The following is a 21,001-nucleotide window of genomic DNA, read 5'->3' as shown; positions in this document are numbered from 1 at the left end:
CCCGGAGATCCGGACGGGCGTCGTCGTGCAGCGGGGCAGGTCAGCTCGTGAGTCCCGCGACGTAGTCGGCGTTCTGCTCCGCCCACTCGCGCACGATGGGCTCCCAGTCCGACGCACCGGCGTTCTGGTTGAACATGACGTCCTCGAGGTCCGCGAGCACGTCGGTGTCCATCTCGAACGCCGCGAGCCACTCCGCGACCTCGGGGAAGTCGTCCGCGAAGCCCTCGCGGCTGTACGTGCTGAGCGTCTCGGCGTCGCCCAGCGTGCCCTCGGGGTCCTCCAGATTGCGGATCGGGAACGCCGAGTACGCCCAGTGCGGCTCCCAGAGCGTCACGACGACGTTCTCGCCGGCGTCGATCGACGCCTGCAGCTCGGTGAGCATGGCGGGCGTCGACGACGTCTGGAAGTCCATCCCCTCGAGCCCGTAGGCCGGGATGACGGAGGACTCCATCACGCCCGTCAGGCCGGCGCCGGGCTCGATGCCGACGATCGTCCCGCCGAACGCGTCGGCGTTCTCCGCGAGGTCCGCGAGCGAGTCGATCGGCGCGTCCTCGTTCACGGCGACCGTCAGCTTCGACTCGCTGTTCCAGGTGCCGATCTTCTCGATGCTGTCGCCGTAGCGGTCGAGGTACTCGGCGTGCGTGACGGGCTCCCAGACGTCGGTCGTGATGTCGTAGTCGCCGTCCGACAGCCCCTGGAACACCGCGGCTGCGTCCACCGGCTCGATCTCGACGTCGTAGCCGGCGTCCTCCAGCACGACGCGCCACAGCTCGGAGGTCGCGATGCCCTCCTCCCAGCCGCTGAACTCGGCGATCGTGATCGTGCCCTGCGACGATCCGTCGCCGCCGTCCGCGCCGGCGACCTGCTCGGCCGTCGCGACGCAGCCGCTGAGCGAGAGCGCCGCCGCCGAGGTGAGCCCGGCGAGCGCCAGGATCCGCTTGTTCATGCTGTGATTCCTTCCTCGAGCCGGGAGAGTCTCTCCCGCCGCCCGGATGCACCGGCTGAGCTCCGGTGCCACGGGCTCCATGGCGGAGCCCGCAGGTCTGATCAGCGCACCGCCGCGAGCGGCGCGTCTTCCGTGTGCGCGGGGGCGTCCGGCACGGCGCCCGCCGCTGCGCTCCGACGCGTGGCGACCGCGCGGGAGAGGCGCGCGAAGAGCCCGAGCCGCTTCCCGAACGCACCCGTGAGGCGGTCGAGGATGATCGCGATGACGACGACGGACAGTCCGGCCTCGACGCCGAGCGCCGTGTCGAGCCGTCCGAGGCTCGCGTAGATGTCGCCGCCGAGGCCGCCGGCCCCGACCATCCCCGCGATGACGACCATCGACAGGGCGAGCATGATGACCTGGTTGACTCCGGCCATGATCGTCGGCAGCGCGAGCGGCAGCTGGATCTGGCGGAGGATGCGGCCCGGTGTCGAACCGAACGCCTGCCCGGCCTCGACGACCTCGCGGTCGACGCCGCGGATGCCGAGCTCGGTGAGGCGCACGCCGGGGGCGAGCGAGAACACGATCGTCGCGATGATGCCGGGCGCGACGCCGACGCGGAGCAGCAGGAGCGCGGGGATGAGGTAGACGAACGCGGGCATCGTCTGCAGGAAGTCGAGCACGGGGCGGATGGCCCCGGACACCCGGTCGTTCCTCGCGGCGGCGATCCCGAGCGGGATGGCCACAGCGAGCGCCCAGAACGTCGCGACGATCACGAGCGAGAGCGTCGCCATGGCGTTGTCCCACTGTGCGACGGACGCGACGAAGAGGAGCCCGGCCGTCGTGCCGACGGCGAAGACCCATCCGCGTGCGAGGAGCGCGACGAGCGCGAACACGATCACCACGACCGACATGCCCGTCACGGCGAGCGTGCCCGGCACGATCCAGAAGTAGTCGGCGCCGAGCACCGTGTAGAGCGCGTCGTACATCCCCGTGAACACGGCGCGCAGCACCGCGAAGAGGCCCTGCGCGTTCGCGACGAGCCAGTCGACGGCGGTCGCGACGACATCGCCCAGCGGGATCCGGATGAAGCCGTCCATCAGCGCACCTCCTCTGCTGCCGCACCCGTCAGAGCGACGTCGGCGGCGTCGGCCTCCGCGAGCACCTGGTCGATGACGGTCGTCGGGATGGGCTGCTGCGGCAGCATGATCTCCTCCGTCGCCCCGGGACCGGGGCCGAGAGCGGCGAGCAGCGTGACCCGCGGGATGACGCCGACGAGCCGGCTCTGCTCGTCCGTCACCGCGAGCGGCAGCGGCGACTCGACGGCGGGCACGAACAGGTCCATCAGGACGTCGTCGCGCCCCACGGCCTGCGGTACCGGCCTCAGGATGGACGCGAGCGAGCTCTCGCCGCGGCGGACGAGCTTCATCGCGTCGCGATCGGTGATGATGCCGGCGAGGCGCCGGTCGCGTCCGACCACGTACGTCGCCGACGTGTAGGCGTCGCGCATGGTCCGCAGCGCCGTGCGCGGACCCGCGCCCTCGGCGACGACAGGGCGGGGCCGCTCCATGACGTTCCCCGCCGTGAGCACGCGCGCGCGATCGACGTCCTGGACGAACTGCTCCACGTAGTCGTTGGCGGGGTCGGTGAGGATGTCCTCCGGCGTCCCGATCTGCACGATGCGTCCATCCCGCATGACCGCGATGCGGTCGCCGAGGAGCATGGCCTCGTTGAGGTCGTGCGTGATGAAGACGATGGTCTTGCCGAGCGTCTGCTGCAGCTCGAGGAGCTGGTCCTGCATCTCGCGGCGGATGAGGGGATCGAGCGCGCTGAACGCCTCGTCCATGAGGAGGATGTCGGTGTCCGCGGCGAGGGCGCGCGCGATGCCGACGCGCTGCTGCATGCCGCCGGAGAGCTCGGACGGGAGCGTGTCGCCCCATCCGTCGAGCCCGACCAGGCGCAGGATCTCCGCCGCCTTCGCGAGCCGCTCCGCGCGGGCGACGCCCTGCAGCTCGAGCGGGTACGCGACGTTGGCGGCGACGGTTCGGTGGGGGAGGAGCGCGAAGTGCTGGAACACCATCGACACCCGGTCACGGCGGATCTCGCGGAGCCGAGCGGCCGGGATGCCCGTGATGCGCTCGCCCCCGATCTCGATCGTGCCGGCCGTCGCATCGTGGAGGCCGTTGAGCATGCGGATCAGGGTCGACTTGCCGGAGCCGGACAGGCCCATGACGACGAAGATCTCGCCGCGGCGGACCTCGAAGGAGGCGTCGATGACGGCGGCGGTCGCGCCGTCGAGCTCATCGCGCGGGGTGCCGGAGCGGAGGCGCTCCACGGCGTCGGCGGGGCGGCGCCCGAAGACCTTGAAGAGGCCTTCTGCGCGCAGGGCTGTGGTCGTGTCGTTCTCGGTCACGTTCTCCATGCGCCGAGCGCGGCTGCGTCGGTGTGCAACATCCGCGTTCGGTCATCGGTAGCGGTCCGGGCAGACGGAGCCGGGCAGAGGCACCGGGCTCCCAGCTCGCCGGGTGACGGCTGGTCGTCGGCCATACGCACGCCGCGCGAGGCGGCATCCGCGGTCCTGGGCGGGCCACCGCGCGGTCGTGTCGGACGCGTCGCCGGGCGGTGATGTCCGCCGCCGAGTTGCATGCGGGACGGACCCGACGACCCTAGCAAAGGCGTCGAGGGGGTCCCTCGCGCGCGTGCGCGCGCCCGCGACCCGCCGCGATCCGCATGACGGCGGGCCACGACGGGGTATCGTCGGAGCCGAATCCGTCCTGCCATCCGTTACCTGATCGTGACCGGACGGCCGTCCAACAGGAGCCGCATGACCCGCGTGCACGTGCCCATCCAGTTGCGGTGGGGAGACCTCGACGCCTTCGGGCACGTCAACAACGCCTCCATGCTGCGCCTGCTCGAGGAGGCGCGGGTCCGCGCGTTCTTCCGCGCCGAGGACTCCGGATCCGACGTGCCGCCGACCGCGGTGTTCGCTCCCGAGGTGCTGGGGACGCCGACGGGCGTGGTGACCCTCGTCGCGCGCCAGAGCATCGAGTACCTCCGCCCGGTGCCGTACGGGCATCGGCCGCTCGACGTGCAGCTGTGGATCGGCCGACTCGGCGGGTCGAGCATCGACGTCTGCTACGAGGTGCACGGCCGCGACGCCGCCGACGAGCCGGTGCTGTACGCGCGCGCCGACGCCGTGGTCGTGCTCGTCGACATCGGCACGGGGCGCCCCGTCCGGCTCGACCCCGGCATGCGCGCCGCGTGGGAGCCCTACGTCGAGGAGCCGGTCGCCTTCACGCGCCGCTGACAGCCCCCGCCCGCTCCTCAGGTGAGAGACTGGGAGACGCCCTTCCGATCCCCCTCTGGGAGCACCGCCATGCCCGAGACCCTGTCCGACCGCCTCGTCGCCGACGTGCGCGCCGACTTCCCCGGCATCGCCGGACGACCCGAGCGCGCGTACCTCGACTCCGCCGCGACGGCGCAGCGACCCGCGAGCGTCATCGACGCCGAGGCGGCGTTCGCGCGCACGGAGTACGCCGCCGTCCACAGGGGGTCGAGCATGGCGACGGGCGAGGCGACAGACGCGTTCGAGACCGCCCGCGAGAAGGTCGCCGCGTTCGCCGGCGCCGGCGATCGCGAGATCGTCTGGACCGAGAACGCCACCGACGCGCTCAACGTCGTCGCGCTGGGGATGGCCGATGCCTCGGCCGGCCTGGGCGGCGAGCGGTTCGCGCTCGGCGCGGGCGACGAGATCGTCGTCACCGAGGCCGAGCATCACGCGAACCTCATCCCCTGGCAGCGTCTTGCCAGGCGCACGGGCGCGACCCTGCGCTGGGTGCCCGTCGACGACGACGGGCTGTGGACGACCGACGACCTCCGGGCGGTGCTCTCGCCCCGGACGCGCGTCGTGTCGTTCGCGCACGTCTCGAACGTGACCGGGCTCATCGCCCCCGTGGCGGACGTCGTCGACGCCGCGCACGCGGTGGGCGCGCTGGCCGTGCTCGACGCATGCCAGTCGGCACCGCATCTGTCCGTCGACCTGGCTTCGCTCGGCGTCGACTTCGCCGCGTTCTCCGCGCACAAGATGGCGGGCCCGAACGGACTCGGCGTGCTGTACGGAAGGGCGGAGCTGCTCGACGAGCTGCCGCCCGCGCGGACGGGAGGATCGACCATCACGACCGTCACGATGGACGAGGCGGAGTTCCTCCCCGCGCCGCACCGCTTCGAGGCGGGCACGCAGCCGGTGACGCAGGCGGTCGGGCTCGGAGCGGCCGTCGACTACCTCTCCCGCCTCGGCATGGACGGCGTGCACGCGAGGGAGGCGGATCTCGCGGCCGAGCTCGTGGAGGCCGTCGCGGCGGTCCCCGGCGTCCGCCTCGTCGGCCCCGCTCCGGGGTCGGCCCGCGCCGCACTCGTCAGCTTCGCGGTCGACGGCGTGCACGCGCATGACGTCGGCCAGTTCCTCGACGACCGGGGCATCACGGTCCGCACGGGACACCACTGCGCCCAGCCGCTGCACCGGCGGCTCGGCGTCACCGCCACGACGAGAGCGAGCGCCTACGTGTACACGACGTCCGACGAGATCCGCGCGCTGGGCGAGGCGCTCGGCGAGGTCCGCGGCTTCTTCGGGGCCGACCGATGAGCGCCGACCTGCAGCGGCTCTACCAGGAGCTCATCCTGGACCACTCCAAGAACCCCGAGGGCAAGGGCGACCCGACGGGCATGCCCTTCACTCATCACGAGCTCAACCCGTCGTGCGGCGACGAGATCACCGTGGGCGTCTCGCTGGACGGCGAGCGACTCGACGCCATCGTGTGGGATGGCCACGGCTGCTCGATCTCGATGGCCTCCGCATCGATCATGACGGGCCTGCTCGAGGGCGCCGAGCGCGAGGAGGCGATCGCGCGCATCGCGGAGTTCCGCGAGATGCTGCGCTCGCGCGGAGCGGTCGAGCCCTCGGAGGAGCTGGGCGACGCAGCGGCGCTGCAGGGTGTCGCGAAGTACGTCATGCGGATCAAGTGCGCCATGCTCGGCTGGGTCGCGCTCGAGGCCGATCTGCGTCAGGCGGGCTGAGCCTCACCCCGCGGGGACGCGCGCCATGATCTCCTGGGCGACCGTCGCGAGGAGTGCGCCCTCCCGGGTGTACAGGCGGCCCGTCGCGAGCCCGCGTCCGCCCTGGGCACCCGGCGACTCCTGCACGTAGAGGAGCCACTCGTCCGCGCGCCCCTCACGGTGCCACCACATGGCGTGGTCGAGGCTCGCGACCTTGAGACCGGGTGTCGACCACGACAGTCCCGCGCCGCGCAGGGGCGGCTCCTGGATCGTGTAGTCGCTCAGGTACGCGAGAGCGGCCTGATGGACGAGCCTGCTCTCGCCGATGGGCCGACGCACGCGGGTCCACACCGCCTGCGTCGGGCGGGCGCCGCCGCGGGCCTCGCGCAGCAGGCTCCCCTCGACGTGCCGGACCTCGATGGGATTGGCCGCGAGCAGGCGCTTCGACTGCGGATGGCGCTCCGCCTCGACGGCGGGGTCGGGCAGGTCCTCCGGGCCCGGCACGTCCGGCATCGGGATCTGGTGCTCGAAGCCCGCATCGGCGTCCTGGAAAGAGAGGATGCCGGAGAAGATGGGCACGCCGTCCTGGTACCCCTGTACGCGGCGCCGGGCGAAGGAGCGCCCGTCGTGGATGCGGTCGACGCCGAACGTGATGTCCTTGGTCACGTCGCCAGGACGGAGGAAGTAGCCGTGCAGCGAGTGCGCGAACCGGTCGTCGGGGAGCGTGCGCGCCGCCGCCGCGACGACCTGCGAGAGCACCTGCCCTCCGAAGACCCGGCCGCCCGGCATGAAGTGGGACCGGCCGAGGAAGATGTCCTCGTGCGTGCGGGCCTCGGTCTGCTCGAGCGCGATGACGTCGAGCATCATCCGCACCGGGTCGTCCAGCGAGGGGTCGATGGTCACAGGTTCTCCGTTCGACGCATGGCGCGCCTCGTGGGCGCGCCTTGCTAGTTTAGAGCGGGTGACCGCACGCCTCCTCCTCGCCGACGACCGGACCGCGAAGGACGCGCTGACCTTCGCGGGGCGCGCCGAGAAGGCGGGATGCGACGGTGTGCGCCTGCAGGCGGCGGACGGCGTCCTCGTCATGACGGCGGCACCGCTCGCGCCGCAGGGTCTCCTCGATCGCACGCCCACCGTGCTCGCGCTGCGCGTGCTGCGCGCCGACCCGGAGCTGCAGTGCGACCTCACCGTCGCGACGCTCGCGGAGACGGAGGATCCGCGTGCGCTCGCCCTGCCGGACACGGCGCTCGCTCCGGCATGGGCCGGGGTGTCGCCCCCGCGCGGCGGATGGTCGCCCTCCGGGCGCCTCGCGGCCGCCGTGCTCGCGAGCCGCGCCCAATGGGGCATCGCGGCGGTCGCCCACGCCCTGCCGGATCGGGCGGGCGAGGAGATCGTTCGCACCGTGCGCGGCTCGATCTGGGGCGAGCCGGACGAGGAACTGGCCGATCTGCCTCGCGGCGTCGCCTTCGCCGCGTTCTCGTTCGGCTTCATCGGCGGCGAGGAGGAGGCCCGCGTGTCCACGGCGGGCCGCTGGACGCGCATCACGCTGGACCGAGGGCACATCCTCAGCCGAGGGCCGGCCGCCGTCGGCCTGACGCCGGTCCGGACGACCGGGCAGGGCTGACCGCGCCCCGGGTCGGCTCAACGTCCCGGAGTCGGCTCGAACGTGTTCACCATGGCGTGCGCGGCGCGTTCGAGGTAGTCCCACAGCGTCGCCTCGTGAACGGGGGAGAGGCCGAGCTCGTCGACGGCGTCGCGCATGTGCTGGAGCCACCGGTCGCGTGCGTCGGGATTGACGTGGAACGGCGCGTGGCGCATCCGCAGGCGAGGATGGCCGCGCGTCTCGCCGTACGTCGTCGGGCCGCCCCAGTACTGCTCGAGGAAGAGCAGGAGCCGCTCCTCGGCGGGGCCGAGATCCTCTTCCGGGTACATCGGCTTCAGGACCTCGTCCTCCGCGACGCCGCGGTAGAAGCGCGAGACGAGCTTCGCGAACGTCGCCCGCCCGCCGACCTGCTCGTAGAACGTCCCCACGCCCGGCGGGCGCAGCTCGTGGGTCGCGCTCATGCGTCGCCCTCCTTCTCGTCGCCGCGGCCGTCGGCCGTCGGCTGATCCGGCGTCGGCTGATCCGGCGTGCGCGGACGCCAGGTGGGGCGTTCCGGCAGCGTGCTCGTGAGCGTGGGCGGGTTGGCGCCGCGCACGCGCAGAGCGCCTTCCGCGCCCTCGAGCGTGGCGCGGGCGATCCCCGTCACGTCGATGCCCTCCGTGAGGAGCACGGCGCGCAGGCGCTCACGGAGCTCGCGGGCCACGTCGTCCTTCGCGGTCGGCTTGGCCTTGATGACGAGCCGGATGACGAGCGTCTCGCCTTCGAGCGACTCCAGGCCCCAGACCTCGGGCTCGCCGATGACGCGGGACCGCCAGCGCGGGTCGTGTGCCAGCCCCTGCGCCGTCGTCGTGAGGAGGCTCTCGACGTCCTCCAGCACGACGTCCTTCGGGAGGGTGAGATCGAGGACGACGCGCGACCATCCCTGCGTCATGTTGCCGATGCGGGTGATCTCGCCGTTGCGCACGTACCAGAGCACGCCGTTGACGTCGCGCACGTGCGTGATGCGCACGCTCACGAACTCCACGACGCCCGTCGCGAGCCCGAGATCGACGACGTCGCCGATCCCCACCTGGTCCTCCGCGACGATGAAGATGCCGTTGAGCACGTCCTTGACGATGTTCTGAGCGCCGAAGCCGAGGCCCGCGCCGACCGCCGCGGTGAGGAGGGACAGCGACGTGATGACGTTCGGCGCGAGGATCGAGAAGACGAGCACGAGGGCGACGATCACCATCATGACGTTCACGATGTTCGTGAGGATGGAGCCCAGCGTGCGGGTGCGCTGCACGACGCGGACGGACGCGAGCGGCGAGCGCTCGAGGGCGCGCGTGTCGTCGACCTTCGCCTTGCTCTTCGCGCCCTCGACGATGCGCTTGACGACGCGCCGGATGAGGAAGCGCAGCAGCCACGCGATCAGCACGCAGGCCGCGACGGCGACCACCGCCTGCAGGAGATCCCAGCCGAAGGAGGCGAGATTCGCCAGCACGTTCTGCCAGAAGCCGGGGTCGGTCACATCCGTGTCGGTCGCTGTCGTCATCATCCCCTCGATGGTAGAGCGCAGGCCCCGACCGGATCCTCAGGATCCGATCGGGGCCCGCTGTGCGTCGCGTCTCGGTGGGCGTCGCGTGTCGGTGGGCGTCGCCTCTTACTCGGCGTCGCGCTCCTGCGCGCCGAGGGCGCGCTCGACGCCCGCGAGGTTCTCCGCCACGATGCGGCGGAGGGCGGCGGGGGCGTCGCCGTTCGCCGCCAGCCACGCCTTCGTCGCGGCGCGCAGCCGCGCGTTCGCGAGGGGCGCGGGGTAGAGGCCCTCGAGGAGGTACGACGCGATCTGGAAGGTGCGCGACTCCCAGATGTCGCGTGCCACCGCGAAGTACTTCTCCGCGAACGGCTCGAGCGCGTCGCGCGTCGCCGGGTGCGTGAAGCCGAGTGCCGCGGAGCGGACGACGGTGTTGGGGAGGTCGTCGCGCTCGACGAGCGACTCCCACGCGGCCGCCTTGCCCGACGGCAGCGCCGCACGCGCCTGCGCCGCGAAGTCGGCGCCCTTGGCGGTGTTGTCGGCCGCGAGGGCCTCGTCGATCGCCGCGGCGTCGACGACCCCGCCGGCGGCGAGGGAGACGAGCAGCTGCCAGGACAGGTCGGTGTCGACGACGAGGCCGTCGAGCGAGAGCTCGCCCGCGCGCAGCGCGCGGACGCGCTCCCAGTGCTCGGGCCGCGATGCGGCGGAGGCGAAGGCCGTCGTGAGCTGGAGCTGGATGTCGCTCCCCGGGGCGGCGTCGTGCAGCAGCTGCCACAGCCCGTCGGCGACCTTCGCGCGCGTCGCGTCGCGCGCATCCGGCGCGACATAGCTGTTCGCTGCGAGCTGCAGCTGCGCGAGCGTCGTGCGCACGGTCGTCGACTCGGTCTCCCGGCCGATGTTGCGCAGCACGAGGTCGACGTAGTCGCCGGCCGCGGTCTCGGCGTCGCGCGTCTGGTCCCACGCGGCGCCCCACACGAGCGAGCGCGCGAGCGGGTCGGCGATGTCGGCGAGGTGGTCGATCGCCGTCGCGAGGCTGCGGTCGTCGAGGCGGATCTTCGCGTACGCGAGGTCGCCGTCGTTCAGGAGCACGAGCGCCGGCCGGCGCAGGCCCTTGAGCTGCGGCACCTCGGTGAGGTCGCCGTCGACGTCGATCTCGATCGCGTGCGTGCGCGTGAGCGATCCGCCCTGCAGGTCGTAGAAGCCGATGCCGAGGCGGTGCGGGCGGATGGTCGGGTAGTCCGCGGGCGCCGTCTGCGTGATGGCGAATCGCGTGATGCGGCCGTCGTGGTCGTCGTCGACGACGGGGGAGAGCGTGTTCACCCCCGCGGTCTCGAGCCACTTGCGCGACCAGCCCGACAGGTCGCGGCCGCTCGTCTTCTCGAGCTCGACGAGGAGGTCGGCGAGCGTCGTGTTCGAGAAGGCGTGCTTCTGGAAGTACGCTCCGACGCCCTGGAAGAAGGCGTCGATGCCGACCCAGGCGGCGAGCTGCTTGAGCACCGAGCCGCCCTTGGCGTACGTGATGCCGTCGAAGTTGACCTGGACGTCCTCGAGGTCGTTGATCTCCGCGACGATCGGGTGCGTCGAGGGGAGCTGGTCCTGGCGGTACGCCCAGGTCTTCTCCATGGCGTTGAACGTCGTCCACGCCTCGGTCCACTCCGTGGCCTCGGCCGTCGCGATCGTCGACGCCCACTCCGCGAACGACTCGTTGAGCCAGAGGTCGTTCCACCACGTCATCGTGACGAGGTCGCCGAACCACATGTGCGCGAGCTCGTGCAGGATCGTGACGACGCGGCGCTCCTTGACGGCGTCGGTCACCTTGCTGCGGAAGACGTACGTCTCCGTGAAGGTCACGGCGCCCGCGTTCTCCATCGCGCCGGCGTTGAACTCCGGGACGAAGAGCTGGTCGTACTTCGCGAACGGGTACGGGTAGCCGAACTTCTCCTCGTAGTACGCGAAGCCCTGCCGCGTCTTCTCGAAGACGTAGTCCGCGTCCATGTGCTCCCACAGGCTCCGGCGGGCGAAGACGCCGAGGGGGATGACACGGCCCGACGCCGAGGTGAGCTCGGAGCGGACCTCCTCGTACGGACCCGCGACGAGTGCCGTGATGTAGGAGGAGATGCGAGGCGTCGGCTCGAAGCCCCACGTCGCCGTGGCGCCGTCGTCGTGGGCGATGGGCTCCGGCGTGGGCTGGTTCGAGACGACCTTCCACGCGGCGGGCGCGGTCACGGTGAACTGGAACGTCGCCTTGAGGTCGGGCTGCTCGAAGACCGCGAACACGCGGCGCGAGTCGGGGACCTCGAACTGCGTGTAGAGGTAGACCTCGCCGTCGACGGGGTCGACGAACCGGTGGAGGCCCTCGCCCGTGTTCGTGTAGAGGCAGTCGGCGTCCACGACCAGCTCGTTCTCCGCCTCGAGTCCGTCGAGGAGGATGCGGGCGTCGCCGAAGGCGGCCGCAGGGTCGATCTCGCGTCCGTTGAGCGTGATCTCGCGCACGTCGCGCGCGATGAGGTCGATGAACGTCGAGGCGCCCGCAGTGGCGGCGAACCGCACCACGCTGCGCGATCCGAACACCTCCGGGCCCTTCGTGAGGTCGAGCGCGACGTCGTAGCTTCGCGTGTCGACGATCGCGCGACGCTCCTGCGCCTCGACGCGGGTGAGGTTCTCTCCAGGCACGTGGTTTCACTCCCATGGGGTAGGGGACCGAGATCTCCGGGCGCGGTGACGCCTGCGGCAACCCGAACAGCCTACGTGCTCGCGTCGGCGCCCTCCCGGGAATCGCGCACATCGGCGCGGCGACGTGCGCCTGAACGCCGCCTGAACGCCGCCATTTCTACACGGGTGCGAAGATGGACCGGTGAGCACGAACGACGCCTCCACGCAGATCAGGGTCCCCTTCGCGTCGGAGGCGGCGGCGTCGGGAGGCCCGTTCGTCGAGACGCCCGTCTCCTACGACGCGCTCATCCTGTCGAGCTTCGGCGGTCCCGAGGGGCAGGACGACGTCATCCCGTTCCTGCGCAACGTCGTGCACGGCCGCGGCATCCCCGACGAGCGTCTCGAGGAGGTGGCCGTCCACTACCGCCACTTCGACGGGGTGAGTCCCATCAACGCGCAGAACCGCGCACTCCTCGCCGCCCTCCGCGCCGAGCTCGACCGCCGCGGCATCGACCTGCCGGTGTACTGGGGCAACCGCAACTGGACCCCGATGCTCGACGACGCCGTGCGGCAGGCGCACGCCGACGGCCACCGCACGCTCCTCGCTCTCGCGACGAGCGCGTACAGCTCCTACTCGAGCGACCGCCAGTACCGCGAGGACTACGCGCGCGTGCTGACGGAGACGGGACTCGGAGAGGGCGACGCTCCCGTCACGATCGACAAGGTCCGGCTGTTCTTCGATCATCCGGGCTTCGTCGAGCCGTTCTACGAGGGCGTCCGCGACGCCGTCGTCGGGTACCTGGCGGACGGCGTCGCCCCGACGGCGGTGACGGTGCTGTTCTCGACGCACTCGATCCCGACGGCGGACGCCGACCGCTCCGGGCCGCGCGACATCGACTGGCCGGAGGGCGGCGCCTACGCCGCGCAGCACCGTGCCGTGGCGGCCCACATCATGGCGCGTCTCTCCCAGGAGGTGCCGGAGGCGGCCGGGGTCGCGTGGGAACTCGTCTTCCAGTCTCGGTCGGGCCCCGCTTCGCAGCCGTGGCTCGAGCCCGACGTCAACGACGTCATCGCGGAGCTGCCCGAGCGCGGCGTCGAGGCGATCGCGATCGTGCCGCTGGGCTTCGTGAGCGACCACATGGAGGTTCTCTGGGACCTCGACAACGAGGCGACCGAGAGCGCAGCCGCCGCGGGCATCCGGTCCGTCCGCACGCAGACGCCCGGTGTGCACCCCGCGTTCGTCGCAGGGCTCGTCGACCTCGTGGTGGAACGGCTGGAGGGCACCCCGGCAGCCCGCCGCCCGCACGTCACCGACCTCGGGCCGTGGTACGACATCGCGCGGCCGGGTGACTGCGAGAACGCGCGGCTCGGCTTCCTGCCTGCGGCCGCGGGCGTCGCGCCGTGACGGCGCGCCCGCGTCGATAGGGGAGAATCGTCGTCATGCGCATCCACATCGCGACCGATCACGCGGGTCTCGAGTTCTCCACCCAGCTCCAGCAGCACCTCGTCGCCCAGGGGCACGAGGTCGTCGACCACGGCCCCGAGTCGTACGACCCCGTCGACGACTACCCGGCGTTCTGCATCCGCGCCGCGCAGGCGGTCGTCGTCGACCAGCGCGCGGGCGTGGAGGCGCTCGGCATCGTGTTCGGCGGGTCGGGCAACGGCGAGCAGATCGCCGCGAACAAGGTCGAGGGCATCCGTGCCGCCCTCGTCTGGAACCTGTCGACGGCGGAGCTCGCGCGCGAGCACAACGACGCCAACGTCATCGCCATCGGCGCCCGACAGCACGCCTTCGACGAGGTGACGGCCCTCATCGACCGCTTCATCGCCACGCCGTTCTCGCACGACGAGCGCCACGTCCGGCGCATCGCCCAGGTGGGCGCGTACGAGCGGACGGGCGAGCTCGTCGACGGCCCGGGCCCGCGCACGGTGTCCTGACCGGATGCCCGAGGGTCATTCCGTCCATCGCATCGCGCGGCAGTTCGACCGCAACTTCGTCGGCCGCGCGGTGAGCGCATCGAGCCCGCAGGGGCGGTTCGCCGACGGGGCGGCCGTGCTCGACGGACGCACCGCCACGGCCGCGCAGGCGGTCGGCAAGCAGATGTTCCTCGAGTTCGACGGCGATCTCTGGCTCAGGGTGCACCTCGGCCTGTACGGCGCATGGGACTTCGCGGGCGAGATCCTCGTCGACCCCACGATCGCGTCGGCGAACGGTCGGATGGGCCAGACGAACAAGCGGGGCACCGACCTGCAGGGCGAGGCGGTGTTCGACGAGGCGGGCGAGAACTCGCTCGCGTCGATCGGCGCGCCCCGTCGGGCGCGTGTGCACGTGCGCATGTCGGAGCAGACGAAGGGACTCGACGAGGCGGACGGCCTCGAGGCGGAGGATGCCGAGTGGCCGCCGCCCGTCGTCGGCCAGGTTCGCGTGCGGCTGCTGACGGAGTCCACCTGTGCGGACCTGCGTGGTCCGACCGCATGCGTCGTGCAGACGCCGGACGAGGTCGCGCGGGTGATCGCGAAGCTGGGCCCCGATCCGCTCGTCGGCGACGTCGACGAGGGTGAGGAGCGGTTCACCCGCGCCGTGCGCCGACGGAACGTCGCGATCGGGCAGCTGCTCATGGACCAGGCCGTCGTGAGCGGGATCGGCAACGTCTACCGCGCCGAGATGCTGTTCCGCGCGAACCTCGACCCGCACACACCGGGGCGGGACATCCCCGAGGAGATCGTGCGCGGCCTGTGGCGCGACTGGGTCGGGCTCCTCCGCATCGGCGTCGAGACCGGTCAGATGATGACGATGGACGGGCTCGACGGCGACGCGTGGCGTCGCGCGATGGCGAGCCGCGACGACCGGCACTGGGTCTACCACCGGGCGGGGCTCCCCTGCCGCGTCTGCGGCACGGAGATCCTGCTCGAGGAGATGCAGGCGCGGAAGCTCTACTGGTGCCCCGTCTGCCAGCGCTGACGAGGGGGCCCGGCGACCGGCGCGCGTAGCATCGGAGGATGCGGCAGAACCCGAGCTTCGCGATGACCGACCTGTCCGAGCTGCGACGCGTGGTCGACCGCCATCCGTGGGCGACGATCGTGAGCGCGGCCGACGACGGGCTCGTCGCCTCGCACTACGTCGTCCTCCTCGACGAGGGCCGTGACGACCTCACGGTCGTGGGCCACGTCGGCCGCCCGGACGACCTCGTGCACGACCTCGGCGGGAGGGAGCTGCTCGTCGTGCTGCAGGGACCCCACGGCTACATCACGCCTCGCTGGTACGGCGACGCCCCCGCCGTCCCCACGTGGAACTACGTCTCGGTGCACCTGTCCGGGGTGCCGGAGATCCTCACGCAGGAGGAGAACCTCGCCGTTCTCGACCGGCTCGTGGCGCGCTTCGAATCGGCGGCGCCCGACCCGCGTCTCATGTGGGAGCGGCCGAACGACGCGGCATTCGTGGAACGGCTCGAACGCGGCACGACGGGCTTCCGCCTCACCCCCACGCGCGTCGTGGCGAAGCGCAAGCTCAGCCAGAACCGCGGCGACGACGTCGTGGAGACGATCATCGCGGAGCTCGACGGCGACGGACCGTATGCGAACGCCGAGCTGGCGGCCGAGATGCGTCGCGAGCGCGCCGCGCGTGCCGCCGCGCGTGCGGAGTCCGCCCGGTGAGGCGCGGAGACCGCGTCGACGTCGTCGCGGGCGTGCGGATCGGGGGAGAGGGGCGCGAGCTCCTCGCCCATCCCGATGTCGACCACGACGGCGTGTACGACGTGTGGCTCGAGGGCGGGCGCATCGCCGACATCGCGCCCGCCGGCGCGCTGCGCCACCGGGGGGTCGTGCTCGACGGCGCGGGCGGATGGCTCGTGCCGGGGCTCTGGGACCATCACGTCCACACGCTGCAGTGGGCGCTTTCGCGCACGCGGCACTCGGTCGGCGCCGCGCGGGACGCGCGCGACGCGGCGAAGCGCGCGCTCGACGCGCCCCCGCGCTCCGACGGCCGACGGATCGCGGTCGACATGCGCGACGGCCTGTGGCCGGACGGCACGTCGCTCGCGCTTCTCGACGAGGTCGCGGGATCCGTGCCGACCTACGTCGTCAACGCCGACCTGCACAGCATCTGGATGAACTCGGCGGCGTTCGCCCGCGAGGGCGTCGCACCCGTGCCATCCGGTCTCGTGCGCGAGGGCGCCGCGTTCGCGATCTCGGGCGTCCTGAACGCTGTGCCGGCCGATGACGAGGACGCCGCCATGGACCGCGCGCTCGCGGACGCCGCGGCGCGCGGGATCGTCGGGGTGCAGGACCTGGAGTTCGCGTGGAACGCCGATCGCTGGCGCCATCGGCTGGCGCGCGGCGTTGATCCCGTGCGGGTGAGGTTCGACGCCCGTCCCGCCGACCTCCACCGCGTCATCGCGGAGGAGCTCGCGACGGGCGACGCACTGGACGGCAGCGAACGCATCGCGTTCGGGATGCTGAAGATCGTCGGCGACGGATCGCTCGGCACGCGCACGGCGGCGACGAGCGCGCCGTACCGCTCGGGAGGGACGGGGGAGGCGGGGTTCTCCGTGGCCGACCTCGTCGACCTCGTCGTCCGTGCGGCGGGCGCGGGCATCGCCACGACCATCCACGCCATCGGCGACGTCGCGAACCGGATGGCGCTCGACGCGTTCGCCGCGGCCGACGTGCCCGGCCGCATCGAGCACGCGCAGCTCGTCGCGCGCACCGACCTGCCCCGGTTCGCCCGGCTGGACGTGACCGCGAGCGTGCAGCCCGAGCACGCGCTCGACGACCGCGACCTCGTGGCGACGGAGTGGGACGCGCAGACCGCCGTCGCGTATCCGCTGCGCGAGCTCGAGGAGGCGGGAGCCGCCATCCTCCTCGGCTCCGACGCGCCCGTGTCGCCGCTCGACCCGTGGGTGCAGATGGCCGCCGCCGTGTTCCGCGCGCGGGACGAGGAGGGCGCGTGGCGCCCGGAGCAGGCGATCGCCGCGCGGACCGCGCTCGCGGCGTCGACCGACGGCGGATCGCTCGACGGCGCGCGGGTGCTCCCCGGCGAGCCCGCCGATCTCGTGCTCGTCGCGCACGATCCGCTCAGCGCGACCCGTGAGCAGCTGAGGGGGATGCCCGTCCACGCGACCCTGCTCGGCGGAGAGCTCACGCACCTGGACTGACCGCGTGCATCAACCCCGCACACGCCGAAGGCCCCGGTCGGAACCGGGGCCTTCTGACGAGGAGACGGGGGATTACGCCGCGATGTGCGCGACGAGGAACCAGCGGTCCTTCTCGAGGCCGGCCTTGATCTCGATGGCGACGTCCTGGCTCGTCAGGTCGACCTCGTCGAGACCGTCGATGGCGGCCTGCAGATCGGCGAGCACCACGTCGATGTCCGACACGATGCCGCGGATGACGGCATCCGACTGCGCGAAGCCTGCCGGTGCGCCGGTCGATGCGACCTTCGTCGCGACGGCGGACAGACGCGCATCGATGGGGAGCCCGAGGGCGACGATGCGCTCCGCGGCGAGGTCGGCCCACTCCTGTGCGTGGTCGACCAGCGTGTCGAGGAACTCGTGCACGCCGATGAAGTTGGCGCCGCGCACGTGCCAGTGCGCCTGCTTGCCGTTGACGCCGAGGGCCTGCAGGCCCAGCACGACGGGGGAGAGGAACTGGGAGGTGCCGGCGGCGACCGTCGGGTCGGAGGCGGTGGCTGCGATGGTCTGTGCGTCGCTCATGGGGTTCTCCTTCGTCTCGGGGAGCGCATCCCGCGCTCCCTACGACCTCAACGGTACTCGCGTCACGGTATTCCGCAAGCAAGCCGAGGCAAGGCTAAATCGCCGGTGAACTGGGGAAAGTAAGGCTTGCCGAACTCGGATACAGTCGATCCCATGAGCGTCTCCCCCCATGCCACCGTGCGAGCCCTCGGCGCCGACGCCCCGCGTCTCGCCCCCGACGTGCTCGTCGCCGACGGGGCCCGCGTGATCGGGGACGTCGTCCTCGAAGAGGGCGCGAGCGTCTGGTACAACGCCGTGCTGCGCGGCGACACGGGCGCCATCCGGATCGGCGCGCGCAGCAACCTGCAGGACAACGTGTCCGTGCACGTCGGCGGCGGACACGACACCGTCCTCGGGGAGGACGTCTCCGTCGGCCACAACGCCGTCGTGCACGGCTGCCGCATCGGCGACGGCACCCTCGTCGGAATGGGCGCCGTCGTCCTGCAGGGAGCGGTCATCGGCGAGGAGTCGCTCATCGCCGGCGGTGCGGTGGTGCTCGAGGGGACGGTCGTGCCCCCGCGAAGCCTCGTCGCCGGAGTGCCGGCCGCCGTCCGGCGCCCGCTCACGGCCGAGGAGGCGGCCGGTCTCCGCCGGAACGCCGCGAACTACCTCGCGTACGCCGCGCGGCACGAGGCGTCGCTCAGCTGAGCAGGTGCGCGGCGTGACGTGCCGCCTCCGTGCGCGTGGCGGCACCGAGCTTGCGCAGGATGGCCGACACGTGCACGGAGGCCGTCTTCGTGCTGATGAACAGCCGCTCCGCGATCTGGCCGTTGCTCAGCCCCTCCGCGACGAGCTCCAGCACCTGCCGCTCGCGCTCTGTGAGGATGGCCGTGCGGCGACGGCGTGCGCCCGTGAGCCCCGCCTGAGCGAGCAGCTCGCGCGCGGCGCGCTCGACGAGCGCCACACCCCGCTCGCCCGCCACCGCCGTCGCCTCCTCGGCCGCCGTGCGCGCACCCGCCCTGTCGCCGGTCGCGATCCGCGCATCCGCCAGGGCGACGAGCGCGTAGGGGAGGAGGACGACGGGGGTGCGCGGCGAGCGCACGCAGGCGACGGCGGTCTCCCACGCCGCGACGCCGCCGTCGAGCTCGGCATCCACGAGCGCGGCCCACTCTGCCTTCGTCGGCCACTCCGGGAACCGCGCGACGATCGCCCGCGCGCGCTGCGTCGCATCGGCGGCCCAGTCGGCGTCGGGACGGAGCCGCGCCGCGCGGGCGAGCGACCACGCCACCGGCAGCGCGTAGGCCGGGCTCAGCGCCAGCCTCTCCTCGGGGATGTCGCGCACGGGCCCTGTCGCCCGCCACGCGCCGTCGGCGTCGCTCGTCGAGAGCGCGACCTCCATGTCGACGCGCGCCACCGTGAGCCGCGCCTGCACCTCGTTGTCCGATGTCGACCGCAGCACGGCGCGGTGCGCGTCGAGGAGGGCCGCCGCGCCCTCGGCATCGTCACGCCACAGCAGCGACCACGCGCGCACCACCACGAGGTACGTCACGTTGACGGATGGCGGTGCGGCGGCGAGGGCACGCTCGACGACCGTGTCCACCTCGCTCCATCGTCCGAGCGAGGCGAGCGGGTCCGCGAGGTTCGAGGCGAGGATGGTCCCGGAGGTGCGTGCGAGTCCGTGGCGTCTCGCCTCCTCCATCCCCTCGCGGGCGAGCTCGATCGCCTCCTCGGGCTCGCCCGCCCGCTGTGCGAGGTCGGAGGCGTTCACCCAGTACCGCAGACGCGCCGAGGGGTCGTCTCCGGCGAGGGCCCTGGCCCTCGCGAGCTGCGCACGCCCCGCGGCGAGATCGCCGCCGTGGGCGAGGCAGACACCGGCGATGTTGACGCCGTTCGACTGCAGCCGGTCGGATCCGATGCGCTCCGCGATGGCCGCTCCCTCCGAGGCCAGGCGCAGGGAGTCCTCACGGCTCCCGACGAGCATGAGCCTCCCGGCGAGAGAGATGAGCAGATCGGCGCGCAGCGCGTCGTGATCGCCCTCGACCCGGTCGAGGACCTCGAGCGCCTCGCGGTACGCCTCGATGGAGCCGGGCCGCGCGAGGTTCGCCAGCGCCTTCGCCACGTTCTGCGTGAGCAGGACGCGGTCGATGCCGACGTCGGGTGCGAGGGCGATGGCCGCGCGCAGCAGCGCGAGAGAGCGCTCGGTCTCCCCGGCGTTGCGGAGGTAGGTCGCCGCGCGGCCCATGAGCTGGGGTCGTGTCATGCCCGCCACCGATTCGGGGTCGGCGACGAGATCCCACATCGTCAGCGCGTTCTCGGCGTGGCGCGCCGCGGCCGCGTACGCCACGCCGGCCCTCGCCTCCCGCATGGCGCGGATGGCGGCGGGGAACGCGCGCGGGGTGTCGCGGGCCGACGTGCGGTGGTGGGCGATCGCCGCGGCGACCGCCGCGCCGCGTGAGGCGTCCTCCTCGAGTGCGTCGGCGTAGCGCTCGTGGAGGCGCTCCCGCTCGCCGGGAAGGGCGTCGTCGAGCACGGCCTCCTGCACGAGGGCGTGCCGGAACGCGTAGCCCCCGTCGAAGAGCTCGAGCAGTCCGACGTCGAGCGCCTCCCGGATCGCGGCGTCGCGCGTTCCGGCGTCGAGCCCGTCGACCCGCTCGAGGAGGTCGTGCGCGACGCAGATCCCGCCGACGGAGAGGGCGCGCGCGAGCGCACGTGCGCCATCCGACAGACGCTCGTAGCGCGCGAGGAGCACGCTGCGCAGACCCCCGGGCAGCACGGGCTCGGTCGCGCACCCGTCGACGGCGACGAGCTCCTCGAGATAGAAGGGAACGCCGTCGCTCCGCTCGTCGAGGAGGTCGAGCGCAGGGCCCGCGCGGAGCTCGCCCGTCAGCTCTCCCACGAGGGCGCGGACGCCGTCGCGGTCGAGTCTGGACGGTTCGATGCGCGTCGTCGACCGGTCGCGCGCGAGCTCCCCGAGCACCTCGCGGGCGGGATGGAGCCGGCCGACGTCCTCCGGGCGGTAGGTCGCGACGAGCAGCAGGCGCGCGTCGAGAGCGACGCGGGACAGGTAGGCGAGGATGCCGAGGCTCGCCGTGTCGATCCAGTGCACGTCCTCGAGCACGAGCACGACGGGCCGATCGGCGCTCGCGGCCTCCAGGAACTGGGCGAGGGCCTCGTGCGGCTGCTGACCGGATGGCGCGGTGCCGTCAGCGAGAGCCGGCGCCAGGCGTGCGAGGGCCGGCGCCGCCGGGCCGGCGAGCTCCCGTGCACGGTCGACGCCGAGTGCCGACACGAGTGCGCGCAGGGCACCGGCGAACGGCGTGAACGCCTCTCCCGACGAACCCAGCGCGATGCAGTTGCCGACGGCGGTGAACGCCTCGTCGCCGACGTCGTCGACGAGGTCGGCGACGAGGCGGGACTTGCCGATGCCGGCCTCGCCGGAGAGCAGCACGACGCGGGTGCCTCCCGCTGCGACCTCGCGGAAGAGCACATCGAGCTGGGCGCGTTCGGCCTCGCGTCCGACCGTCCGGCGGCTCGTCGTGATCGTCACCGCGTCATCATCACACGCC

Annotated in this window: 19 protein-coding genes; 10 read left to right on the top strand and 9 right to left on the bottom strand. The window is 72.6% G+C overall.

Features of this window, described 5'->3' with window-relative positions; all coding sequences use genetic code 11:
* Positions 1-40: 40 nt before the first annotated feature.
* The 3 genes from ACWGPF_RS08410 to ACWGPF_RS08400 form a co-directional block, all read right to left on the bottom strand.
* Positions 41-946 (bottom strand): glycine betaine ABC transporter substrate-binding protein, encoded by a 906-nt coding sequence (locus ACWGPF_RS08410; protein WP_452332390.1) that lies wholly within the window; start codon positions 944-946, stop codon positions 41-43.
* Between the two features lie 101 nt (positions 947-1,047).
* Positions 1,048-2,025, bottom strand: a complete 978-nt coding sequence (locus ACWGPF_RS08405) for an ABC transporter permease (RefSeq protein WP_452332389.1) — start codon at positions 2,023-2,025, stop codon at positions 1,048-1,050.
* Positions 2,025-3,347 (bottom strand): quaternary amine ABC transporter ATP-binding protein, encoded by a 1,323-nt coding sequence (locus ACWGPF_RS08400; protein ID WP_452332388.1) that lies wholly within the window; start codon positions 3,345-3,347, stop codon positions 2,025-2,027. The genes ACWGPF_RS08405 and ACWGPF_RS08400 overlap by 1 nt, the downstream gene beginning before the upstream one ends.
* A gap of 402 nt (positions 3,348-3,749) precedes the next feature.
* Here ACWGPF_RS08400 and ACWGPF_RS08395 point away from each other — a divergent pair, with 402 nt between their 5' ends.
* The 3 genes from ACWGPF_RS08395 (at position 3,750) to sufU (ending at position 5,998) form a co-directional block, all read left to right on the top strand.
* Positions 3,750-4,232 carry an acyl-CoA thioesterase gene (locus ACWGPF_RS08395; RefSeq protein WP_452332387.1) on the top strand — a complete coding sequence of 161 codons (483 nt, stop codon included), beginning with the start codon at positions 3,750-3,752 and terminating at the stop codon, positions 4,230-4,232.
* Positions 4,233-4,301: 69 nt separating this feature from the next.
* Entirely contained in the window at positions 4,302-5,567 is a 1,266-nt protein-coding gene (locus tag ACWGPF_RS08390) for a SufS family cysteine desulfurase (protein WP_452332386.1), read from the top strand.
* Complete coding sequence (gene sufU / locus ACWGPF_RS08385) at positions 5,564-5,998, top strand: Fe-S cluster assembly sulfur transfer protein SufU (RefSeq protein WP_452332385.1); 435 nt, start codon at positions 5,564-5,566, stop codon at positions 5,996-5,998. The genes ACWGPF_RS08390 and sufU overlap by 4 nt, the downstream gene beginning before the upstream one ends.
* Before the next feature lie 3 nt (positions 5,999-6,001).
* On the opposite strand, the gene ACWGPF_RS08380 is transcribed toward sufU, so the two are convergent.
* Positions 6,002-6,844, bottom strand: coding sequence for an acyl-CoA thioesterase (locus ACWGPF_RS08380; RefSeq protein WP_452332392.1), 843 nt, complete (start codon positions 6,842-6,844; stop codon positions 6,002-6,004).
* Positions 6,845-6,938: 94 nt separating this feature from the next.
* Between ACWGPF_RS08380 and ACWGPF_RS08375 the strand changes: the two genes are divergently transcribed.
* Positions 6,939-7,601, top strand: a complete 663-nt coding sequence (locus ACWGPF_RS08375) for a hypothetical protein (protein WP_452332384.1) — start codon at positions 6,939-6,941, stop codon at positions 7,599-7,601.
* A gap of 17 nt (positions 7,602-7,618) precedes the next feature.
* Here ACWGPF_RS08375 and ACWGPF_RS08370 read toward each other — a convergent pair whose 3' ends face one another.
* The 3 genes from ACWGPF_RS08370 to pepN all read right to left on the bottom strand — a co-directional run bounded on the left by ACWGPF_RS08370 (position 7,619) and on the right by pepN (position 11,766).
* Entirely contained in the window at positions 7,619-8,041 is a 423-nt protein-coding gene (locus ACWGPF_RS08370) for a globin (RefSeq protein ID WP_452332383.1), read from the bottom strand.
* On the bottom strand, positions 8,038-9,114 hold the full coding sequence (locus ACWGPF_RS08365) for a mechanosensitive ion channel family protein (RefSeq protein ID WP_452332391.1): 1,077 nt from the start codon (positions 9,112-9,114) through the stop codon (positions 8,038-8,040). The genes ACWGPF_RS08370 and ACWGPF_RS08365 overlap by 4 nt, the downstream gene beginning before the upstream one ends.
* A 108-nt stretch (positions 9,115-9,222) precedes the next feature.
* On the bottom strand, positions 9,223-11,766 hold the full coding sequence (gene pepN, locus ACWGPF_RS08360; RefSeq protein ID WP_452332382.1) for an aminopeptidase N: 2,544 nt from the start codon (positions 11,764-11,766) through the stop codon (positions 9,223-9,225).
* A 181-nt stretch (positions 11,767-11,947) separates the two neighbouring features.
* Between pepN and ACWGPF_RS08355 the strand changes: the two genes are divergently transcribed.
* The 5 genes from ACWGPF_RS08355 to ACWGPF_RS08335 are packed head-to-tail and all read left to right on the top strand — an operon-like array spanning position 11,948 to position 16,898.
* A complete protein-coding gene (locus ACWGPF_RS08355) occupies positions 11,948-13,150 on the top strand; it encodes a ferrochelatase (protein ID WP_452332381.1) in 1,203 nt (400 codons plus the stop codon).
* 35 nt (positions 13,151-13,185) lie between these two features.
* Complete coding sequence (locus ACWGPF_RS08350) at positions 13,186-13,683, top strand: ribose-5-phosphate isomerase (RefSeq protein ID WP_452332380.1); 498 nt, start codon at positions 13,186-13,188, stop codon at positions 13,681-13,683.
* A gap of 4 nt (positions 13,684-13,687) precedes the next feature.
* Positions 13,688-14,707, top strand: a complete 1,020-nt coding sequence (locus ACWGPF_RS08345; RefSeq protein WP_452332379.1) for an Fpg/Nei family DNA glycosylase — start codon at positions 13,688-13,690, stop codon at positions 14,705-14,707.
* 38 nt (positions 14,708-14,745) lie between these two features.
* A complete protein-coding gene (locus ACWGPF_RS08340) occupies positions 14,746-15,399 on the top strand; it encodes an FMN-binding negative transcriptional regulator (RefSeq protein WP_452332378.1) in 654 nt (217 codons plus the stop codon).
* Positions 15,396-16,898 (top strand): amidohydrolase, encoded by a 1,503-nt coding sequence (locus ACWGPF_RS08335; protein ID WP_452332377.1) that lies wholly within the window; start codon positions 15,396-15,398, stop codon positions 16,896-16,898. Before ACWGPF_RS08340 ends, ACWGPF_RS08335 begins: the two co-directional genes overlap by 4 nt.
* 72 nt (positions 16,899-16,970) lie before the next feature.
* Here the strand turns inward: ACWGPF_RS08335 and ACWGPF_RS08330 are convergent, their stop codons facing one another.
* Positions 16,971-17,456 carry a Dps family protein gene (locus ACWGPF_RS08330; protein WP_345435860.1) on the bottom strand — a complete coding sequence of 162 codons (486 nt, stop codon included), beginning with the start codon at positions 17,454-17,456 and terminating at the stop codon, positions 16,971-16,973.
* A gap of 153 nt (positions 17,457-17,609) precedes the next feature.
* On the opposite strand from ACWGPF_RS08330, the gene ACWGPF_RS08325 reads away from it, so the two are divergent.
* Entirely contained in the window at positions 17,610-18,143 is a 534-nt protein-coding gene (locus ACWGPF_RS08325; RefSeq protein WP_452332376.1) for a gamma carbonic anhydrase family protein, read from the top strand.
* Here the strand turns inward: ACWGPF_RS08325 and ACWGPF_RS08320 are convergent.
* A complete protein-coding gene (locus ACWGPF_RS08320; RefSeq protein ID WP_452332375.1) occupies positions 18,136-20,982 on the bottom strand; it encodes a helix-turn-helix transcriptional regulator in 2,847 nt (948 codons plus the stop codon). The two genes, ACWGPF_RS08325 and ACWGPF_RS08320, sit on opposite strands and share 8 nt — an antisense overlap.
* Positions 20,983-21,001: the final 19 nt, after the last annotated feature.

It is taken from the genome of Microbacterium sp. NPDC055683 (assembly GCF_053617895.1).
This window is presented reverse-complemented; position numbering and strand designations above follow the sequence as displayed.